This window comes from Pseudorhodobacter ferrugineus DSM 5888 (genome assembly GCF_000420745.1).
GTDB lineage: Bacteria > Pseudomonadota > Alphaproteobacteria > Rhodobacterales > Rhodobacteraceae > Pseudorhodobacter > Pseudorhodobacter ferrugineus.
In genome coordinates this window covers 51,191-68,539 of record NZ_ATVN01000016.1, presented here as the reverse complement: position 1 = coordinate 68,539, position 17,349 = coordinate 51,191, and the positions used below count along the sequence as shown (strand labels likewise).

General features: G+C 59.3%; 20 protein-coding genes. 9 read left to right on the top strand and 11 right to left on the bottom strand.

All coding sequences use genetic code 11. The features are described from left to right. Positions 1–202 precede the first annotated feature (202 nt). On the top strand, positions 203–409 hold the full coding sequence (locus tag G560_RS0114180) for a cold-shock protein (RefSeq protein WP_028914118.1): 207 nt from the start codon (positions 203–205) through the stop codon (positions 407–409). 108 nt (positions 410–517) lie between these two features. On the opposite strand, the gene G560_RS0114175 is transcribed toward G560_RS0114180, so the two are convergent. From G560_RS0114175 to G560_RS0114165, 3 genes are all read right to left on the bottom strand, one after another. After that, complete coding sequence (locus G560_RS0114175) at positions 518–958, bottom strand: hypothetical protein (protein ID WP_022704963.1); 441 nt, start codon at positions 956–958, stop codon at positions 518–520. A 307-nt stretch (positions 959–1,265) separates the two neighbouring features. Beyond that, positions 1,266–2,309 (bottom strand): GGDEF domain-containing protein, encoded by a 1,044-nt coding sequence (locus G560_RS21655; RefSeq protein WP_022704962.1) that lies wholly within the window; start codon positions 2,307–2,309, stop codon positions 1,266–1,268. Next, complete coding sequence (locus G560_RS0114165; RefSeq protein WP_028914117.1) at positions 2,306–2,911, bottom strand: heme NO-binding domain-containing protein; 606 nt, start codon at positions 2,909–2,911, stop codon at positions 2,306–2,308. The genes G560_RS21655 and G560_RS0114165 overlap by 4 nt, the downstream gene beginning before the upstream one ends. Positions 2,912–3,258: 347 nt before the next feature. Here G560_RS0114165 and rimO point away from each other — a divergent pair, with 347 nt between their 5' ends. After that, a complete protein-coding gene (gene rimO / locus G560_RS0114160) occupies positions 3,259–4,629 on the top strand; it encodes a 30S ribosomal protein S12 methylthiotransferase RimO (RefSeq protein ID WP_022704960.1) in 1,371 nt (456 codons plus the stop codon). A 130-nt stretch (positions 4,630–4,759) separates the two neighbouring features. Here rimO and G560_RS0114155 read toward each other — a convergent pair whose 3' ends face one another. Beyond that, positions 4,760–5,050: a type II toxin-antitoxin system RelE/ParE family toxin gene (locus G560_RS0114155; protein WP_022704959.1), complete on the bottom strand. Its 291-nt coding sequence runs from the start codon at positions 5,048–5,050 to the stop codon at positions 4,760–4,762. After that, positions 5,047–5,292 (bottom strand): type II toxin-antitoxin system ParD family antitoxin, encoded by a 246-nt coding sequence (locus G560_RS0114150; RefSeq protein WP_022704958.1) that lies wholly within the window; start codon positions 5,290–5,292, stop codon positions 5,047–5,049. Before G560_RS0114150 ends, G560_RS0114155 begins: the two co-directional genes overlap by 4 nt. 81 nt (positions 5,293–5,373) lie before the next feature. Between G560_RS0114150 and G560_RS0114145 the strand changes: the two genes are divergently transcribed. Beyond that, a complete protein-coding gene (locus G560_RS0114145; protein WP_022704957.1) occupies positions 5,374–5,616 on the top strand; it encodes a CDGSH iron-sulfur domain-containing protein in 243 nt (80 codons plus the stop codon). Between the two features lie 23 nt (positions 5,617–5,639). Here the strand turns inward: G560_RS0114145 and G560_RS0114140 are convergent, their stop codons facing one another. The 3 genes from G560_RS0114140 to G560_RS0114130 are packed head-to-tail and all read right to left on the bottom strand — an operon-like array spanning position 5,640 to position 8,332. After that, positions 5,640–6,986 (bottom strand): glutamate--cysteine ligase, encoded by a 1,347-nt coding sequence (locus tag G560_RS0114140; protein WP_022704956.1) that lies wholly within the window; start codon positions 6,984–6,986, stop codon positions 5,640–5,642. A gap of 57 nt (positions 6,987–7,043) precedes the next feature. Beyond that, on the bottom strand, positions 7,044–7,595 hold the full coding sequence (locus G560_RS0114135) for a hypothetical protein (protein ID WP_028914116.1): 552 nt from the start codon (positions 7,593–7,595) through the stop codon (positions 7,044–7,046). After that, the gene (locus G560_RS0114130) at positions 7,592–8,332 is read right to left on the bottom strand and encodes a 16S rRNA (uracil(1498)-N(3))-methyltransferase (RefSeq protein ID WP_022704955.1); all 741 of its coding nucleotides are present in this window, start codon (positions 8,330–8,332) and stop codon (positions 7,592–7,594) included. Before G560_RS0114130 ends, G560_RS0114135 begins: the two co-directional genes overlap by 4 nt. 11 nt (positions 8,333–8,343) lie before the next feature. On the opposite strand from G560_RS0114130, the gene ubiA reads away from it, so the two are divergent. The 3 genes from ubiA to G560_RS0114115 are packed head-to-tail and all read left to right on the top strand — an operon-like array spanning position 8,344 to position 11,721. Continuing rightward, positions 8,344–9,312 carry a 4-hydroxybenzoate octaprenyltransferase gene (gene ubiA / locus G560_RS0114125; RefSeq protein WP_022704954.1) on the top strand — a complete coding sequence of 323 codons (969 nt, stop codon included), beginning with the start codon at positions 8,344–8,346 and terminating at the stop codon, positions 9,310–9,312. Positions 9,313–9,369: 57 nt separating this feature from the next. Then, on the top strand, positions 9,370–11,355 hold the full coding sequence (locus G560_RS0114120) for an OmpA family protein (RefSeq protein WP_028914115.1): 1,986 nt from the start codon (positions 9,370–9,372) through the stop codon (positions 11,353–11,355). Between the two features lie 33 nt (positions 11,356–11,388). After that, positions 11,389–11,721, top strand: coding sequence for a hypothetical protein (locus tag G560_RS0114115; RefSeq protein WP_022704952.1), 333 nt, complete (start codon positions 11,389–11,391; stop codon positions 11,719–11,721). 8 nt (positions 11,722–11,729) lie between these two features. Here the strand turns inward: G560_RS0114115 and G560_RS0114110 are convergent, their stop codons facing one another. After that, complete coding sequence (locus G560_RS0114110; protein WP_022704951.1) at positions 11,730–12,539, bottom strand: protein-disulfide reductase DsbD domain-containing protein; 810 nt, start codon at positions 12,537–12,539, stop codon at positions 11,730–11,732. A gap of 140 nt (positions 12,540–12,679) precedes the next feature. On the opposite strand from G560_RS0114110, the gene G560_RS0114105 reads away from it, so the two are divergent. Next, positions 12,680–13,234: a YqgE/AlgH family protein gene (locus G560_RS0114105; protein ID WP_028914113.1), complete on the top strand. Its 555-nt coding sequence runs from the start codon at positions 12,680–12,682 to the stop codon at positions 13,232–13,234. A 51-nt stretch (positions 13,235–13,285) separates the two neighbouring features. Here G560_RS0114105 and G560_RS0114100 read toward each other — a convergent pair whose 3' ends face one another. Continuing rightward, on the bottom strand, positions 13,286–14,827 hold the full coding sequence (locus G560_RS0114100) for a D-alanyl-D-alanine carboxypeptidase family protein (protein WP_050525326.1): 1,542 nt from the start codon (positions 14,825–14,827) through the stop codon (positions 13,286–13,288). A 242-nt stretch (positions 14,828–15,069) separates the two neighbouring features. Further along, on the bottom strand, positions 15,070–15,783 hold the full coding sequence (locus G560_RS0114095; protein ID WP_022704948.1) for an HAD family hydrolase: 714 nt from the start codon (positions 15,781–15,783) through the stop codon (positions 15,070–15,072). A 166-nt stretch (positions 15,784–15,949) separates the two neighbouring features. On the opposite strand from G560_RS0114095, the gene clpS reads away from it, so the two are divergent. Further along, the gene (gene clpS, locus G560_RS0114090; RefSeq protein WP_022704947.1) at positions 15,950–16,270 is read left to right on the top strand and encodes an ATP-dependent Clp protease adapter ClpS; all 321 of its coding nucleotides are present in this window, start codon (positions 15,950–15,952) and stop codon (positions 16,268–16,270) included. Positions 16,271–16,336: 66 nt separating this feature from the next. Beyond that, on the top strand, positions 16,337–17,338 hold the full coding sequence (locus G560_RS0114085) for a class I SAM-dependent methyltransferase (protein WP_022704946.1): 1,002 nt from the start codon (positions 16,337–16,339) through the stop codon (positions 17,336–17,338). Positions 17,339–17,349: the final 11 nt, after the last annotated feature.

The window sequence follows — 17,349 nt, the reverse complement described above, 5'->3', positions numbered from 1 at the left end:
AGATTTCCCTCGCGAATATTGCCACAGTAAATTTGGCCCCATTAGTGACCCTTGCAATTTGTGTGGATTAACCCTATGTAGGCGTTGCGACGTTATCTCTATCGACCACTGTCTACCGCCTCACGGCCACAGCAACTCGATTACTAGCTGACGTGCCGAGCCGCCGCATTGTGTGGGCGGAACTAAGACAGGAGATCTCGCGATGGCCAAGGGCACCGTGAAATGGTTCAACGAAACTAAAGGCTTCGGCTTTATTGCGCCAGAAGGCGGCAACAAAGACGTGTTCGTGCACATCTCGGCTCTGGAGCGCGCTGGTCTGCGTACTCTCGCCGATGGCGCAGCAGTCACCTTCGATATCGAAGCTGGCCGTGACGGTCGCGAATCCGCGACAAACCTTTCGTTGGCATAAGCTAACGGCCTGAATTTCAGGTTTATGATATACGGAAAGGGCGGGCCGCAAGGTTCGCCCTTTTTGCTTGTGATTTACCGCTTTGGGCCAAATGCGTGACCATTCAGGCTAGGCGGCTTGAAACACCAACCGGTCGCGCATCGCATGTTCAAACCCAACCCGCAGCGATACGGCCGAAATCGGGGCGCGCAGCACGACGGGCGCGTTGCCTTCATAGGGAAACTCTTGTTCGGTGCAATCGGATGACACTAAAATCACTGGCAAGGACACACCGCCCTTGTGTAGCATCGACACAAGGTTGCGCCCTGCCGCCAGCCCGCCGAACGAATCACATTCGATCACCAGCAGGCCATAGCCAGTATCATCCAAGATAAGCGTGTCGAGCGCGGAAAACGCTTCGTTTTCAATCTCAACCTGGCCACCCAAACCCGCGATACGAACCGCAGCTTTGCTTTGCGTAACCTCTTCGGCGCTGGTCAAAATCATAACCCGCACACCCCAACCCACAATGGCGGACACGTCCGACTCGTTTTGGCGAAAAAACTGCATAACGGCTCTCCTGCCTTGTTACCTCACCTTCCAATTTCTCAGCAAATTTGATCAACAATAAGGTAAAAATATGGGACTTTGCGTCAAAATCCTTTGCATTGTGTCAAATTATGGACCAATGCATCCGTCATTTCCGAGGGCACGCCTGCTTCGTTCGATGACAAACCTTAGGAATCGCGCGTGGTGTCCCCCCCTGCGCTGTGCGAATAGCTTGGCACAGCCATTTAGATTGCCAAAGGCGACGTGGATGAAACGCTTCAGTCTTTGCACCTGACCCTTGCGCCCAAAGGCTGCATTTCGGGCCAAATTACCTGCCGCGGACTTGCACCCCAAGACTTAAGGCGCGCTTCTCTGCCGCCAAAACTGCCTCGCTCCGGTGCAGTTTCGCCTGCCCGCGCCCGGCATTTTTAGACGCATAAAGCGCTTCATCTGCATCGCTTAACATACGATCCGCGTTTGGCTGGCTATAGTCCGTTGAAATCGTAATTCCGATACTTGCCGAAATCCGGCACGGCTGCCCCTCAAACACCGTCGGTACGCTCAACCGCTCCACCACCCGCTCGGCTATGCCTTGCAGCTTGTCGGCATCCACCAAATCTCGGAACACAATGACAAATTCGTCACCCCCCACCCGCGCGACAGTATCACCGGCGCGGGTCAGGGCCAGCAGCATGCCAGCCACTTCCCGCAACACATGGTCGCCGGCGGCATGGCCCAACGTGTCGTTCACGGCCTTAAAAAAATCTAGATCAATGTGCATCAGGCCAAAGGGCACCTTGCGGTCGATCCACAGTGACATCGTCACATCCAGCGCACGGCGATTGCGCAGGCCCGTCAGCATGTCAGTCAGGGCCTGCTCTTGTGCCGCATCACGCGCACCTTGCAGCCGCAGGTTCAACTGGCGCAATTCCTCGGTCACGGCGGTTTTCGCCTCGACCAGATACAGCAGTTCCATCGCCAGATCGGTCGCGGCAAAATCGGCATCGGTCAATTGGTGCGCTGCCACGGCCTCAATCACCCCGATCCCGAACGACAGGTTCACCAAAACGCCCGCCCCCTCTGGCAGGCACACCGCAATTCCGCGCAAGCCTTGCACAGCCCCCGGCTCTTTCGGCACAACTTGCAGCCGCGCACCATCATGCCTGCACATATCTTCAACCGAAAACACACCGCCTGGGCTGCGCACCTCGAATAAATCGAAAAATGCCGAACCTTCTATTTTCTGCCCCGCAAACGCTTTGCACAATGTTCCGCCCGCCGATTCGATTAACCCCGCGTGTGAGATCCAAAGATGCATGGGCATCAATCGGACCAGCGCAGGCCGTTCAATCTGCATTGCCCCTTTGCTCATTCGGCCCCCACTTTTCCCTCGGCCCGTGTCGCAAGGTCAAAGCTGCGGCCCTGCGCATATGAAATCTCCAGCAGCTCAATCAGGATCATCTCGCCGTCAAGGCTGGGGCCATCGTGGTCCAACAAAACCAGCGCGCCATAATCATCTGCCATTGCCCGCAGCAAACCTACGATCACATGTCCCGTGCCTTCAATCGGGAATCTACATTGCAAGGTGTAAAGACTTGGTGAAACTTCAAACAGGTCCAGACCTGGCAGGTCAATATCCGGCAGGGCAAGGCGGCCCCGCCCGCGTGTATCCTCCAGCGTGTGCAGAAAATCGGTAAAACTCACACCGCCAAAGCGCAACACACGCCGCAGCGCATCCGAGCTGTGGTTGGAAATCAGAAAGGTGCCCAAATCCTCTAGAATCACTTCGCGCGTACGGCCCAGAACACCAACGCAGGCCTGCAAAACATCTTCGGTCAGCGCGTCATCATAGGTTAGCATCGTCTCAAACCCGTCAAAACCAAGGCCCGCATGGCGGGTCACGCGGGCCCAAACCGCCTCACCGTGCGTGTCGCGCACATAGCATTGAATTGCCCTGTTGATCAGCCCATGCATCGCGCCGGTTCCTTCGTGTCTGGCCAGTGACACTAGCGATCAACCCTTAATATTCTCCTTTTTCCCTAGCGGACCCCAGCCAACTCACGTGCCACACAATCGGCCTGCTGTACTTCAAACACACTTCTAACCATCTGTTTCATTTATGTAAAAAATAAATCCCACCTTTTGACATCACGTTTGCGGCCAAAAGCCTGTCAAATTCGCACTACTTCCTCTTTGGCGCTCACGTAACGTCTCATCAAAACCTGCCCTCCCTTTTCAGACGCGATCACACAAAGTTATGAAAAGAACTCCTCAATTCGGCCCCCCTTCCCCAAATCTTCAATCCCAGATATACCGCAGCCATGACCCAGAACCCGCCAAACCTCCGCCCCGACCTTGCCCCCAAGGCACGGATTTCCGAACCCCGCCGTGACGGGCAGCCGATGATCGGCATGGTCAGCCTTGGCTGTCCCAAAGCGCTGGTCGATAGCGAACGCATCCTGACCCGGCTGCGCGCCGAAGGCTATGCCATCAGCCCCGATTACGCGGGCGCAGATGCCGTGATCGTCAACACTTGCGGGTTTTTGGACAGCGCCAAGGCGGAATCCCTTGATGCGATCGGTGAGGCGCTAAAGGAAAACGGCAAGGTTATCGTCACGGGCTGTTTGGGTGCCGAACCCGACTATATCCGCGAACATCACCCCAACATCCTCGCCGTCACCGGCCCGCATCAATACGAACAGGTGCTGGACGCCGTTCACCTCGCCGTGCCGCCCTCGCCCGATCCGTTTATCGACCTGTTGCCTGCCTCCGGCGTCACCCTGACGCCCCGCCATTACAGTTATCTGAAGATTTCCGAGGGCTGTAACCACAAGTGCAAATTCTGCATAATCCCCGACATGCGCGGCCGTCTGCAATCGCGCCCCGCCCATGCCGTGCTGCGTGAGGCGGAAAAGCTGGTGCAGGCTGGTGTGCGCGAACTGCTGGTCATTTCCCAGGATACCAGCGCCTATGGTGTTGATATCAAACATGCCATCGACAAAGGCCACCGCGCCCATATCACCGATCTGGCCCGCGATTTGGGCTCGCTTGGGGCGTGGGTCCGCCTGCACTACGTCTACCCTTACCCCCATGTCCGCGACCTGATTCCGCTGATGGCTGACGGGCTGATTTTGCCCTACCTCGACATCCCCTTCCAACACGCGCACCCCGATGTGCTCAAACGCATGGCCCGCCCCGCCGCGGCCGCCAAAACGCTGGATGAGATCGCCGCATGGCGCAACGTCTGCCCCGATATCACCCTGCGGTCCACCTTTATCGTCGGTTATCCGGGTGAGACAGAGGCCGAATTCCAAACCCTGCTGGATTGGATGGATGAGGCGCAGCTGGACCGCGTCGGGTGCTTCCAATACGAAAACGTCGCAGGCGCGCGCTCCAACGCCCTGCCTGACCATGTGCCGGATGAGGTGAAACAAGACCGCTGGAACCGCTTCATGGAAAAAGCGCAAGCGATTTCCGAGGCGAAACTGGTCGCCAAAGTGGGCCAAACAATTCAGGTTATCGTGGACGAGGTCGACGAAGACGGCGCCACCTGCCGCACCAAAGCAGATGCGCCCGAGATCGACGGGAATTTGTTTATTGATGAAGGGTTTGAGGGGTTGAGCGCGGGCGAGATCGTCCCCGTGACGGTTGAGGAAGCGGGCGAGTATGATTTGTGGGGGCGGTTGGTTTGAGGCTTTGCCAACAGCCTAAAAACGGTATCTAGTTCACATTTGGAGACGACGATGTGCCAAATTTCCTATTTGGATCAGCCAACAATCTCTTACGTTGCTGGCTTCACTAACATTGTCGCCAAGGCAAACTTTACCCAACTACAGGCCCCACATCCCGGCTCTGATGCAGCACCCGCACCACAAGCAGATTATCCCCTTGGATGCGAAACCAAATCACATGGCTTGCTGCAACCTGCTTGCGCAATCCGGGGCTAACGTAATCGGCACCTTGGCTTGAAATTTCTGCGCGAACCAATTGCCCCAAAACCAGCCGCAGCCTGTCGGAATACGCAAAGCCTACCTGAGGCCCCCAATGCTGTATCGAATAGCGTTCGATCTGGCGTAAATCACTCTGCGCAACATGCGTTATCCGCAGCTTCATTCGCTTGGGGTTACCCGCATGTCAGCGTAAAACGAGTCCAGATCAAACCCCTCCACCTCCCCGCTTTCCTCGCCTGCGCGGATCGCTTCACGTAACTCCGCAAGCTGCATTTCCTTGCTTTCCAACAAACGCAATCCAGCCCGCACCACTTCGGACGCAGAGCCATAGCGGCCTGAACCAACTTGCGTCGTTAAAAATTCAGTGAAATGGTCCCCCAATGCGATCGACGTATTCTTGCCCATAATTCGCTCCCTCCAACCGCCCGATAAAGTTACCAAATATTGGTAATGCAATCAAGCCCCCCAACCCAAAGGACCGCCACCATGACCGACGCCCCTAAAATCGCCCAAACCGCGCCCTATCCCGTCGAGGTTGAAGAGGGCAAATCCTATTTCTGGTGCGCCTGCGGGCAATCGTCCAAGCAGCCATTTTGCGATGGGTCGCATAAAGGGTCCGATTTCACGCCCGTGAAATACACAGCGGAAACGTCGAAAAAGGTGTTCTTTTGTGGCTGCAAACACTCGGCCAAATCGCCGCTGTGTGACGGGGCGCATAAGGGGTTGTAATCGGGGGGGACCTCCCCCCTTTTTTACAGTTTGGCTGCCGCGTAAATCCGGTCCAGATCGCCGCCCCACTCGCCGTGATACAAGCCTAAATACCGGTCTGCCTGTGTCGCGCCGGTTTTCAAACTTTCCACAACGGGCGCCAAAAACGCCTCTTCGCCATGCCCCCGCGCGGCCAATCCGGCATGCGACAGCCCCACCGCAGCACGCGCCAAATCGGCCAGCTTCACGCCGCCTGCCTCGGCCTGCAAACCCTGAACCGAGGCGGCAACCCGCAGCCCTTCACGGGTATCAACGTCAAACCCTTTGACCAAATCCCACGCCGCATCCAGCGCTGCGGAATCATACATCAGCCCCACCCAAAACGCGGGCAGTGCCACCGTATAATCACGGCTGCCCATATCGGCCCCGCGCATTTCAATGTATTTCTTGACCCGCGCTTCGGGGAACACGGTGGTCATATGGTCGGCCCAATCCGACAAGGTCGGCTTTTCGCCGGGCAGTGCAGGCAATTCGCCCTTCAGGAAATCACGGAAAGATTGGCCCAAGGCATTGATATACTTACCATCGCGGTACACAAAATACATCGGCACATCCAGCACCCAGTCAACATAGCGCTGAAAACCGGCCCCCTCCTCAAACATAAAGGGCAGCATCCCCGTGCGGCTGCCATCAAGCCCCCGCCAAATACGTGATCGCCAGCTTTTATGCCCGTTCGGCTTGCCCTCAAAGAACGGCGAGGACGCAAACAGCGCTGTCGCGACCGGCTGCAACGCCAGCGCCACACGCATCTTTTTCACCATATCCGCCTCGGACCCAAAGTCGAGGTTCACCTGAACGGTGCAGGTGCGATACATCATCTGGGTGCCATGCGTGCCCACATGCCCCATGTAATCCGTCATCAAACGGTAGCGGCCTTTGGGCATCCGGTCCATGTCGTCATGCGACCAAACAGGGGCCGCGCCCACGCCCAGAAAACCAACGCCCATCGGGTCCGCCACCTGCGCCACCTCGGCCAAATGGTTGTCCAATTCTGCCGCCACATCACCAACCGTGGCAAGCGGCGCACCCGAAAGTTCAAACTGCCCACCGGGTTCCAAACTGACATTCGCGCCATTGCGCACAAGGCCGATCAGATGCCCTTGCTCCTCCACCGGCTCCCAGCCGAAACGGTCGCGCAACCCTTCCAGCATCGCGCGCACAGACCGCGCACCGTCATAGGGCAACGGCGCATGGCTGTCGGTCAGAAAGCCGAATTTTTCATGCTCGGTGCCAATGCGCCACTGGTCCGCAGGTTTGCAGCCGCTTTCCATATAGGCCGCAAGCTGGTCAAAGCTTTCAATCGGTCCGCCACCGGATTGGGGAATAGACATGGGCAGGCTCCGATCTCGTTTCTAATGTCAGTCGCCAGACCTGTCGTTTTGCAGGCGTCAAGTCAAGACCGCGCGTACAGGATGACGCCAGATCACACGACTGTCAGCGATTGAAACAACGTCACGGTTTACGCTTGCTGGCCCCACCACAGGGTCCACCGCCGCAACCAATGCGCCTGTATCCATGCCCGGCAAGGCGGCAAAGGCATCGAACAATTGGTCCGCCCCCATCGCGCTGACCGGAATCGCCAGCACCTGCCCGTCTTGCTGGCGCAACCGCCACATTCGCCGCCCACCTGCCGTGATCAGGCGTAATTCCACAAGGTCGCGCAGTGCCACAGCCCCGCCCACATCAGGGCCAAAATAGCTGATCTGGCCCTCGTCCAGCTCCACCATCCCCGGCGCATCGCCGCTTTGGGCAAAGCGTAACCGCCGCCATGCCAGCAGGCCAAACCCTGCGGCAAGAACAATAATACCGGCACCCAAAGGCACAAGGATAAATCCGCCCAAAACCGCCAACCACAGGCCGATCAATGCCAACCCTAGGGACGCAAACATCTCGCGAAACCGCCACAGCGCGGCTTGCGCCTCGGGGCGGATCAGGCTCATGCCCAATCCCCCAGATGCGATTGCCACAAGGTCAGCGCGGCGACCACCGCCGTATCGGCGCGCAAAATGCGCGGGCCAAGGCTGGCTTGCACCACCTGCGGCATGGCACTCAGGCGCGCTTGTTCGTCCTCCGAGAACCCGCCCTCGGGGCCAATCAGCACGGCCCACGGGCCGGCCTCCGCCCCCAAATCGCCGCGCTTGGGCAGCGCCTGCGCCACCCCTGCCAAATGCTCGTTGCACCATAAAATCCGGCGCTCTGCGGGCCAATCGGCCAACACCTTTGCCAGCGGCACCACGTCATCGACCTGCGGCACAAAGGTGCCACCGCATTGCTCGGCGGCTTCAATCGCGTGCAGGCGCAGCTTGTCCACCTTTACGCGGTCAGCATTCGTAAACCGCGTTTGCACAGGCATCACCCGCGCCGCCCCCAATTCCGCAGCCTTTTCCACGATAAAATCGGTGCGCGCCTTTTTGATCGGGGCAAACAGCAACCACAGATCGGGCGGCATCCGCAACGGGGCTGTTTGCTCGACACAAACCAGCACGCCTTTGCGCTTGCCCACTTCCACCACCTCGGCCCGCCACTCGCCATGCGCCCCGTCAAACACCAGCACAGACGCACCCACCGTCAGCCGCATCACGGCAAACAAATAATGCGCCTGCGCCTCATCCAGCGCAATCGCTTGCCCTGCCCCGATAGGCTGATCTACAAACAGTCTGATTTTCGCATTTCCCATAGGGGCAACTTATGACCGCATCCGGCCAAATGCCAGAGGCCAAAACCGTCGCCGATGCCCCTGCGGGCAATTGGGTGGACCGTTTCGCACCAGCACCCACCCGCCCCTACCTGCGCCTTGCCCGCGCCGACCGCCCCATCGGCACATGGCTGTTGCTGATTCCCTGCTTTTGGGGGCTGGCACTTGCCGCCGCCGCCGATCCCACCGGCTACCGCCTGTTTGATGTGTGGATCGCGCTTGGCTGCACCCTTGGCGCGTTTTTGATGCGCGGCGCGGGCTGCACATGGAACGACATCACCGACCGCGACTTTGACGCCGCCGTCGCCCGCACCAAAAGCCGCCCTATCCCGTCCGGTCAGGTCACGGTGAAAAAGGCCGTGGTCTGGATGGGCGTGCAGGCCGCATTGGCCGCCGCCATCCTGTTCACCTTCAACGGCTTGGCCATCGCCCTTGGCATCGCCTCGCTTGCGCTTGTCGTCATCTACCCCTTTGCCAAGCGGTTCACATGGTGGCCGCAGGTTTTCCTTGGGCTGGCGTTCAACTGGGGCGCGCTGGTGGCATGGACCGCGCACACTGGCAGCCTGTCCCTACCCCCCGTACTTCTATGGCTATCAGGCATCGCATGGACCCTGTTTTATGACACGATCTATGCGCATCAAGATAAAGAAGACGACGCACTGATCGGGGTAAAATCCACCGCCCGCCTGTTTGGTGACGCCAACAGCAAGCTGTGGCTGCGCGGCTTTTGGATGATGGCGGTCTTGCTGATGACCGTAGCCATCGCGCTGGCCCTAAGCGATTCTCCACAGGCCAAAATGCTGCTGGCACTTGCCGGCGCTTGGGGGTTTGGTTGGCATATGGCATGGCAAATGACGCGGCTGGACACTACCGATCCCGCCAAATGTCTTGTCTTGTTTCGCACAAATCGCAACGCGGGGCTTATCCCTGCGCTATTTCTTGCCGGTGCGGCATTGCTTTGATTGATCCTTTCGCCTCAAGGGCCTAAGGAACATGCAGTCGTCTTAGATAGTGGTCGAATGCACTTACGAAAAACAGTCCTTACCTTTGCTGCGATCTTGCTCGCAGGGCTTCTCGCGTCGCTTGGCGCGTGGTGGTCCGCGCTGGCGATTGAAAAGCGATCCGCCGCTGCCGTCACCACCCGCTTGCTCAGTGATGGCATCACATGGGCCAGCGTCGAGGCAAACGGCCTTCAGGTTCGCCTGAACGGCACCGCCCCGAATGAGGCGGCGCGCTTTCGCATCGTCAACATGGCGGGCAGTGTGGTGCAATCCAGCCGCGTGCGCGACCAGCTCGAGGTGACAGCCGTCCGCGCTGTCGAGGCTCCGCGCTTTTCGCTGGAAATTCTGCGCAATGACGACGGCATTTCCCTGATCGGTCTTGTGCCGGGCAAAGAGGTGGACCCCGATCTGACAGGAAACGTGGCCGAACTGACCAACGGCCAACCCGTATCCGACATGCTGGAAAGCGCCGATTACGCCGCCCCCGAAGGCTGGGAAGAAGCGTTGAAATTCGGCCTTGCGGCTTTGCGCATTTTGCCCCGCTCCAAAATCTCGATTGCGGCCGATCTGGTCGAAGTTACCGCCATTTCCGACAGCCCTGACCAAAAACGCAAGTTTGAAAGCGATCTGGCGCGGCTTGCCCCTAAAGGCGTGCGGGTGAACCTGAATATTTCGGCCCCCCGCCCCGTGCTGACGCCCTTTACCCTGCGCTTTGTGATCGACGATACGGGCGCGCGGTTTGATGCCTGTTCTGCCGATACCAACCGCGCCCGCGACCGGATCGTGTCGGCAGGCGTGGCGGCGGGTGTGGCGGCAAAAACCGATTGCACCGTGGGCCTTGGCGTGCCCACTCCGCGTTGGGCCGAAGCGGCCGAAGCCGGGATCAAAGCCGTCGCCACCTTGGGCAAAGGCACAATCACCTTTTCCGACGCCGATGTGTCTCTCTTGGGGTCTGTAGACATCTCGCAATCCGACTTTGACCGCGTTGTCGGCGATTTGCAGGCGCAATTGCCGCCCGTCTTCTCGCTCGATGCCACCTTGCCGCCGCGCCCTACAGCCACTGCCGCTGGCCCTGCCGAATTCACCGCCGCATTGGATGAAGCCGGCAAGGTCCAACTGCGCGGCCGCTTGTCCGATGACACGCTGCGCGCCGCCGCCGACAGTTTTGCCCGTGCGCAATTCGGGGCCAAAAGCGTTTACACCGCCACCTTGCTGGATGAAACCTTGCCCGATGGCTGGGCGGTGCGTGTGCTTGCGGGCCTCGAATCACTTGCGCTTTTGCACCACGGCAGCCTGCTGGTGCGCGGCGACACGGTCGAAGTGGCTGGCGTGACCGGAAAACCCGATGCCCGCGCCCGCATGTCGCAAATCCTGTCCGATAAACTAGGTCAGGGCAAAACCTTCCGGATCAACGTCAGCTATGACGAAAAGTTCGACCCTCTGGCGGCCCTGCCCACCCCTGCCGAATGCGCCGCCGACCTGAACGCCGCCATGACACGCCAAAAAATCAGCTTTGCCCCCGGTTCTGCCGAAATCGACGCAGGCGCCTCAAAGGTGATCGACTCGCTGACCGAAATTCTGACCAACTGCCCACCGCTGGAAATGGAAATCACCGGCCACACCGACAGCCAAGGCTCGTCCGGCGGCAACCTTGCCCTAAGCCAGGCCCGGGCAGAGGCGGTGCTAACCGCCTTGCAAGGCCGCCGCCTTGATGTCACAGCCTTTATCGCCAAAGGTTATGGCCAAGACGAACCCATCGCTGACAATGGCACCGAAGACGGGCGCGAAGCCAACCGCCGAATCGAATTCAAACTTCTCAGCGCGTCCGAACCCGTGTCCGCGCCATCCGGCACAGCCTTGGTCGAAGCGGCGCTGGCAAGCCAGAACGCCGAAACCCCGGATCAGGGTGCGCCAACCGCGGCCCCCGATGCCGATCAGACCTTTGTCTTTGAACCCACGACAGAAAAATGGGCACGCCCCAAGCGCAGCCCGAAAGCCAATTGACCCCGCCCTTTCCTTCTCGTTAAAAGTGCCCCCATGAACCGTACAGAATTTATCATCGCCACCACCATCATCTTGTTCGTGGCTTTCATGCTGGGCTGGTTCACGCATTGGCTGTTGCACCGCTTTACCCGCGTTGCAGGCGGTGATGTGACCGAGGTGGACAACCTTGCCCAATCCCTGCACGAAGCCGAAGAAATGCGCGATCAGGCGATTTTGTATCTGGAACAGCGCGAAGCGGAACTGACCAACCAGATCAGCCAAACCGAGGCCGAACTGCGCGCCGCGATGGAAGGCCTGCGCGAAGCGCGGCACGAGGCCGAGGAAATGCGCGCCTATATCGAGCGCATGCACAGCACGTCGAACTAAACTCCGCGTTACGGCGCGGCGCAACCTGCGATTTCAACGGCGCGATGTTTGCCCAGAACCGTCACCAAAATCGCATCCCGTTGCAACGCAATCGGCGCACCGCTGGGCCCGATCATATCCACCACCGCGCGCAATTCGCGGCCCGACCGCGTTACATCGGCCGCCGACACCCAAACGCCGGGCACGCCGGGTTCGACCACCACCACCTCATTCCCGCCTGCCGATGGCAACTGCAGCACCGCCGTCACGGTCAACCCTTTGGCATTGGGGGTAATTGTGCAATGGGCCGATGCCACCCCCGCCTCGCGCGCGGTGGATGGGCGCTGGCGCAACGCGCTGCCAATCGCCTCGTCCTTCACACCGGGGCGCGGCAACAGCGCCGTGACCGCAAAATTGGCAGGCACGCAAATATCCGAACACACGCCCAAATCCACCGCCGCTTTCAATTCCACCGGCTTGGACGGGTCCAAAGGCACCACCTCAACCGGCAGGATCAGTTCGTGTGAATAGCCGATGGTCTGCATGCCACCCAGCGTAAACACCTCTGGGCGCGGCCAATGGAACGTCACCGACTTTACATTGCGCGACCCTGCCCAGTCAAAATACGGCGGTATCCCCGCATCCCCCGGCGCGCGCCAATAGGTTTTCCACCCGTCCAAAAGCGTCAAATGAAACGCCGCCATCTGGTTGCCGTTCTGCATGGTCCAGCCCACGCGCAAATTGGCCTCCAACACGTCGGGTTGGGCCAGCGCAGGCGAAGCACCCACAAGGCAGGCAATCAGGGCAAAGGGCGAAAGAAAGGGTACTTTGTATATCATAGCACCTAAGTAAGCGGGCAATCGCCGCTTGCACAATCACTTTGCGGCGAGCGCTGCGTTATCGCCTATCACCGTGGCATATAAGGCTTGAGCATTCACCGCCCCGCCCCCATGTTATAGCTATGGAAAGCGAAACAACGATGAACCTCACCGGAAAACTCCTTATCTCTATGCCCGGCATGGAAGATCCGCGTTTTGACGCCTCGGTCATCCTGATCTGCGCGCATTCGCCCGATGGCGCGATGGGGCTGATCGTCAATAAACCCGTCACCGACCTCAGCTTTGCCAGTTTGCTGGAACAGCTTGGCATCCCCCACACGCCCCAAGGGCGCGGCATATCGGTGCATTTCGGCGGGCCTGTCGAACGGGGGCGCGGCTTTGTGCTGCATTCGCCCGACTACAAAGCCAAGGATGGCACGATGAACATCGCAGACACCTATGGCATGACCGCCACCCAAGACGTGCTGCGCGCATTGGGGCGCGGCGAAGGGCCGCAAACAGCGCTTTTGGCGCTTGGCTATGCAGGTTGGGGACCGGGGCAGTTGGAATCCGAGATTTTGCGTAATGACTGGTTGACCACCGATGCGCCGGCCGATCTGGTCTTTGCCCAGGATACTGCGGGCAAATGGGCCGCCGCCTTGCGCCATATGGGCGTGGAACCCTTGGCGCTATCGGCCATGTCGGGACGGGCGTAAAGCGTAGGGTGGGTGCCAACCCACCACCCCGCCACACATCACATCAAACCCTCATGGACCGATGGTGAAACACTGCACGGCACGGGCCTGCAAACGGCGGCAGGCCATATCGGCTTGTTCCTGCGTCAGGCCCATATAATTCGCGTCGTAACCGCCCTTGCGTTCAACCACCTTGCGCAACCCGTCGCGCAGCGTCGTGCTCTCGGCCAAGGCCGTTTGCATCAAGGCCCGTTCGGCCACCCCGCGCGAGGAAAAACGCCCAAGGTTCACACCCCAATGCCGCCCGCCGGATGTAGACACCCGCGTCACAATAACAGGCGCCGGTGCTTTGGCAGCCGCGCGGCGTTCGGTTTCGGCACTGGCCATCAACAGCATGGCAGGGCGTTTGCGCGGTGTGGCCTCAATCTCTGGCACAGCCGCAGCGACCACCGCGGGCGTATCGCGAATCTCCATCACCGTCTCGGCAATATCCTGCGGTTTCGGCTCTGGCCGCACTTCAGGCTCTACCGCCGCCACAACTTCGGCAATCGCAACTTTTGGCGCAGGCGGTGCCACCACCTCGGCCAAAATCCCTGCAATATCATCCTTCATTGCCAACACGGCCACCTCGGTTGCCGCCACTTTCTCGGCGCTCACAGGCCGCGAACGCGGGCGCGGCGACGTGGCCACAGACGTCACCAAACGAATAGTCTTGCCCGCACTGCGCCCTTGGCCATTGCCTTGCGTGCCACCCGATCCGCTATCCGCGATTACCTCAACATCCGCACCCGGCAAGTTGGCAGGTGCCGGCTTGCGCACTGCCACATTATTCTTGGCATTGCCAAAACCCAGATCCATCAGATCCGCCATCTTGGCATTCCGGTGCGCGGTCGATTGCCCCCCAAACACCGTTGCAATGATCCGCTTGTTCCCGCGTTCTGCCGATGCCGTCAGGTTAAACCCCGCAGCCGAGGTATAGCCGGTCTTGATCCCGTCCGCGCCCTTATAAGCATCCAGAAAGCGGCGGTTGGTGTTGCGCACCTTGGACATGCCCGCATCCGTTTCACGGCGCGAAAATATGTTGTAATATTCCGGGAAATCGTAAAACAACCGTCGCCCCAGCATGTTCATATCCCGCGCGGTCGACAAATGCCCCGCCTCGGTCAACCCGTTCGCGTTCTTAAATGTGGAATTGCGCATCCCCAGAGCGCGCGCCGTCTGCGTCATCCGCGCGGCAAACCGTGCCTCGTTGCCGCCCAGCGCATCGCCAATCGCCGACGCTGCATCATTCGCCGATTTCACCGCCGCCGCGCGAATCAAATAACGCAGCGCAATCTTTTGCCCCGCCTTCAACCCCAACCGCGATGGTGGCTTGGACGCCGCATTCTTGGACACGGTGATCATTGAATCCAGCGAAACCTCGCCCCGCCGGATCGCGTCAAACGCAATATAAAGGGTCAGCATTTTCGTCAGCGAAGCCGGATGCAACCGCGCATCGGCGTTTTGCTCGTACAACGTCTCGCCACTGCGCGCATCCATCACAACCGCCGCATAGGGTGCGGCCTGCCCGAAACGGACAGACATAATTGCAATGAGCGTCGCTAATGCGAACATAAGAAAAATGCGGGCAAATAGCCCTTGAAGCGATGCCACGTCGCTGATCCCTTGTCCTGCCTCATGATGCCCCGGTTTTTTTATGGGGCTTAAACTGCTTGGGCAAAACGTAACACAGGCCAGAGAATCGGAAAACCCCCAAATTTCCCTAAAATTTCAAAGGCTTTCCCGCCGTTCTTCACGTAAACACAGCACCCCACATCTGGGGGGGCACCCTGAAACAACCCCCAAGCCCTAGGGCGCTAGCCGCTGGTGCCAATATGCAACGCCACCAATAAACCTGCAAGCGCCCCCAAATCGGCCAGCTCATGAAACCGCGGGTTGCCGCTTGGGGCCTCGGCATGTTCCAGCGCCCATGTCTCGCCATGCGGCACATGCACCCCATGCCCCCCCGCCACAATCACCGGCACCACATCCGATTTCAGCGAATTGCCCACCATCAACGCGCGGTCCGCACGCCCGCCATGCCGCTCAAAAATCTTCACATAGGCCTCGGGCGTCTTGTCCGACACAATTTCAACTCCGTGAAACAACGGCCCCAACCCCGATTGCGCCAGCTTGCGTTCCTGATCCAGCAAATCGCCCTTGGTAATCAACAGCACCTGATGATCCACCGCCGCCGCCTCAACTGCTGCGCGCGCATGGGGCAACAGCTCAATCGGATGGGCCAGCATATCGCGCCCCGCCGCCATGATCTCGGCAATCACCCGCGCTTCCACGCGGCCTTGCGTCACCTCGATCGCGGTTTCGATCATCGACAACACAAACCCTTTGATACCAAACCCGTATTGCCCCAGATTGCGCCGCTCGGCGGCCAGCAACCGTTCGTGCAAATGCGCAGGCTCGGCGTAATCCGCCAGCAGTTCGACAAACTGCGCCTGCGTCAGGCGAAAAAACGCCTCATTTTGCCACAGCGTATCATCCGCATCAAACCCGACTGTCGTAATCTCGCGCACAAAAACCCCTCTCTTTCCGCGCCAAGCTCTTCTGTTTTTCGTGTTAAATCAAGGCCACTTGCCGCCCCCTTTGCGCCTTACGAAAAAACGCTATACTAAACCGCAACAGACATATTTTCCGAATCCCATAAACCGGAGCCGCCCCTTGCCGCAAATCCCCCTCCAGATGTCTGAAAAGCCGGATGGAACCCACGGCGACCCTGGCCTGTTGACGAAAACCAAACCCAAAACCCAACGTCCGCCGCTGTATAAGGTTCTGATATTAAACGACGATTACACGCCGATGGAATTTGTCGTGCATATTTTGGAACGGTTCTTTGGCCTAAACCATTCCCAAGCCTTTGAAATCATGCTGACCGTGCATAAAAAAGGCCTCGCTGTTGTGGGTGTGTTTTCCTATGAAATCGCCGAAACCAAAGTGACCCAGGTGATGGATTTCGCGCGCCGCCATCAGCATCCGTTGCAATGCACCATGGAAAAAGAGTAAAGCTGCCGCTCTTGCGCCGCTTTCGCCACATCATAAAAGGATCAAGGCCGTGACTTGCGGCTGCCCATGCGCTCAGATCGTCTGACATTCGCTTTGCGAACCGATATGCTAAACTTGCCCGATGCAGGCGATATTCTGGTTCTGCACCCCGCTGGCCACGACAGCTTGTCGATGCTGCCCAAGGGGCGGCTGACCGTAATTCAACCAATGCGCCCCGATTACGATAATTTCGTTGCGCGCGGCTATTCGGTTCTGGCCGAACGCCCCAAATCCGGCCGTTTTGCCGCCGTTCTCGTCTGTGTCCCCCGCGCCAAAGCCGCCGCCTATGCCCTGCTGGCCGAGGCTGCCGCCGCCACTGGCCCCAAGGGCCATATCATCGTAGACGGGCACAAAACCGATGGCATCGACAGCCTTTTGCGCGACCTGCGCGCACGGTTTACCGTGTCTGACCCCGTGTCCAAGGCGCATGGCAAACTGTTCAGCTTTCGCCCCGGCGATGACCTGATGGCCGATTGGGCCGCGAAACCGCAAGATGTCGGAGATGGGTTTCAAACCCTGCCCGGCGTGTTTTCCGCCGATGGCCCCGATGCCGGCTCCGCCCTTTTGGCCGCCACCCTGCCGGAAAAGCTGGGCACGCGCGTGATCGACCTTGGCGCAGGCTGGGGCTACCTGTCGCGTTCCATTCTGACCCGCCCCACGGTCAAAGACCTGCATCTGGTCGAAGCGAACGCCACCGCCCTCACCTGCGCCAAACTGAATATCACCGACCCGCGCGCGCAGTTTCATTGGGCCGATGCAACCACGTTCAAACTGGATCGCGGCGTCGATACGGTGGTCTGCAACCCGCCCTTTCACACCGCCCGCGACCCCGACCCCGCGCTGGGGCTGTCATTCTTGCAATCGGCCGCCCGCCTGCTGGCCTCGCATGGCACCCTATGGCTCGTGGCCAACCGCCATTTGCCCTATGACCGCACCCTTGCGGCGCTGTTCCGCGAGGTCGAAGACATCGGCTCCGATCCCCGTTTCCGCCTGACCCGCGCCGCGCGCCCTTTGCGCGCCCCCAAATAGTCAAAGGATAT

Excerpts from the sequence above, each read along its gene's own strand:
- G560_RS0114145 (WP_022704957.1), top strand. The coding sequence starts at position 5,374 with ATGACCGACGCCCCTAAAATCGCCCAAACCGCGCCCTATCCCGTCGAG.
- G560_RS0114150 (WP_022704958.1), bottom strand. The coding sequence starts at position 5,292 with ATGGGCAAGAATACGTCGATCGCATTGGGGGACCATTTCACTGAATTT.
- G560_RS0114130 (WP_022704955.1), bottom strand. The coding sequence starts at position 8,332 with ATGGGAAATGCGAAAATCAGACTGTTTGTAGATCAGCCTATCGGGGCA.
- G560_RS0114165 (WP_028914117.1), bottom strand. The coding sequence starts at position 2,911 with ATGCATGGGCTGATCAACAGGGCAATTCAATGCTATGTGCGCGACACG.
- ubiA (WP_022704954.1), top strand. The coding sequence starts at position 8,344 with ATGACCGCATCCGGCCAAATGCCAGAGGCCAAAACCGTCGCCGATGCC.
- G560_RS0114135 (WP_028914116.1), bottom strand. The coding sequence starts at position 7,595 with ATGAGCCTGATCCGCCCCGAGGCGCAAGCCGCGCTGTGGCGGTTTCGC.
- rimO (WP_022704960.1), top strand. The coding sequence starts at position 3,259 with ATGACCCAGAACCCGCCAAACCTCCGCCCCGACCTTGCCCCCAAGGCA.
- clpS (WP_022704947.1), top strand. The coding sequence starts at position 15,950 with ATGTCTGAAAAGCCGGATGGAACCCACGGCGACCCTGGCCTGTTGACG.
- G560_RS0114110 (WP_022704951.1), bottom strand. The coding sequence starts at position 12,539 with ATGATATACAAAGTACCCTTTCTTTCGCCCTTTGCCCTGATTGCCTGC.
- G560_RS0114105 (WP_028914113.1), top strand. The coding sequence starts at position 12,680 with ATGAACCTCACCGGAAAACTCCTTATCTCTATGCCCGGCATGGAAGAT.
- G560_RS0114120 (WP_028914115.1), top strand. The coding sequence starts at position 9,370 with ATGCACTTACGAAAAACAGTCCTTACCTTTGCTGCGATCTTGCTCGCA.
- G560_RS0114115 (WP_022704952.1), top strand. The coding sequence starts at position 11,389 with ATGAACCGTACAGAATTTATCATCGCCACCACCATCATCTTGTTCGTG.
- G560_RS0114100 (WP_050525326.1), bottom strand. The coding sequence starts at position 14,827 with ATGTTCGCATTAGCGACGCTCATTGCAATTATGTCTGTCCGTTTCGGG.
- G560_RS0114155 (WP_022704959.1), bottom strand. The coding sequence starts at position 5,050 with ATGAAGCTGCGGATAACGCATGTTGCGCAGAGTGATTTACGCCAGATC.
- G560_RS0114140 (WP_022704956.1), bottom strand. The coding sequence starts at position 6,986 with ATGTCTATTCCCCAATCCGGTGGCGGACCGATTGAAAGCTTTGACCAG.
- G560_RS0114180 (WP_028914118.1), top strand. The coding sequence starts at position 203 with ATGGCCAAGGGCACCGTGAAATGGTTCAACGAAACTAAAGGCTTCGGC.
- G560_RS0114085 (WP_022704946.1), top strand. The coding sequence starts at position 16,337 with ATGCGCTCAGATCGTCTGACATTCGCTTTGCGAACCGATATGCTAAAC.
- G560_RS21655 (WP_022704962.1), bottom strand. The coding sequence starts at position 2,309 with ATGAGCAAAGGGGCAATGCAGATTGAACGGCCTGCGCTGGTCCGATTG.
- G560_RS0114175 (WP_022704963.1), bottom strand. The coding sequence starts at position 958 with ATGCAGTTTTTTCGCCAAAACGAGTCGGACGTGTCCGCCATTGTGGGT.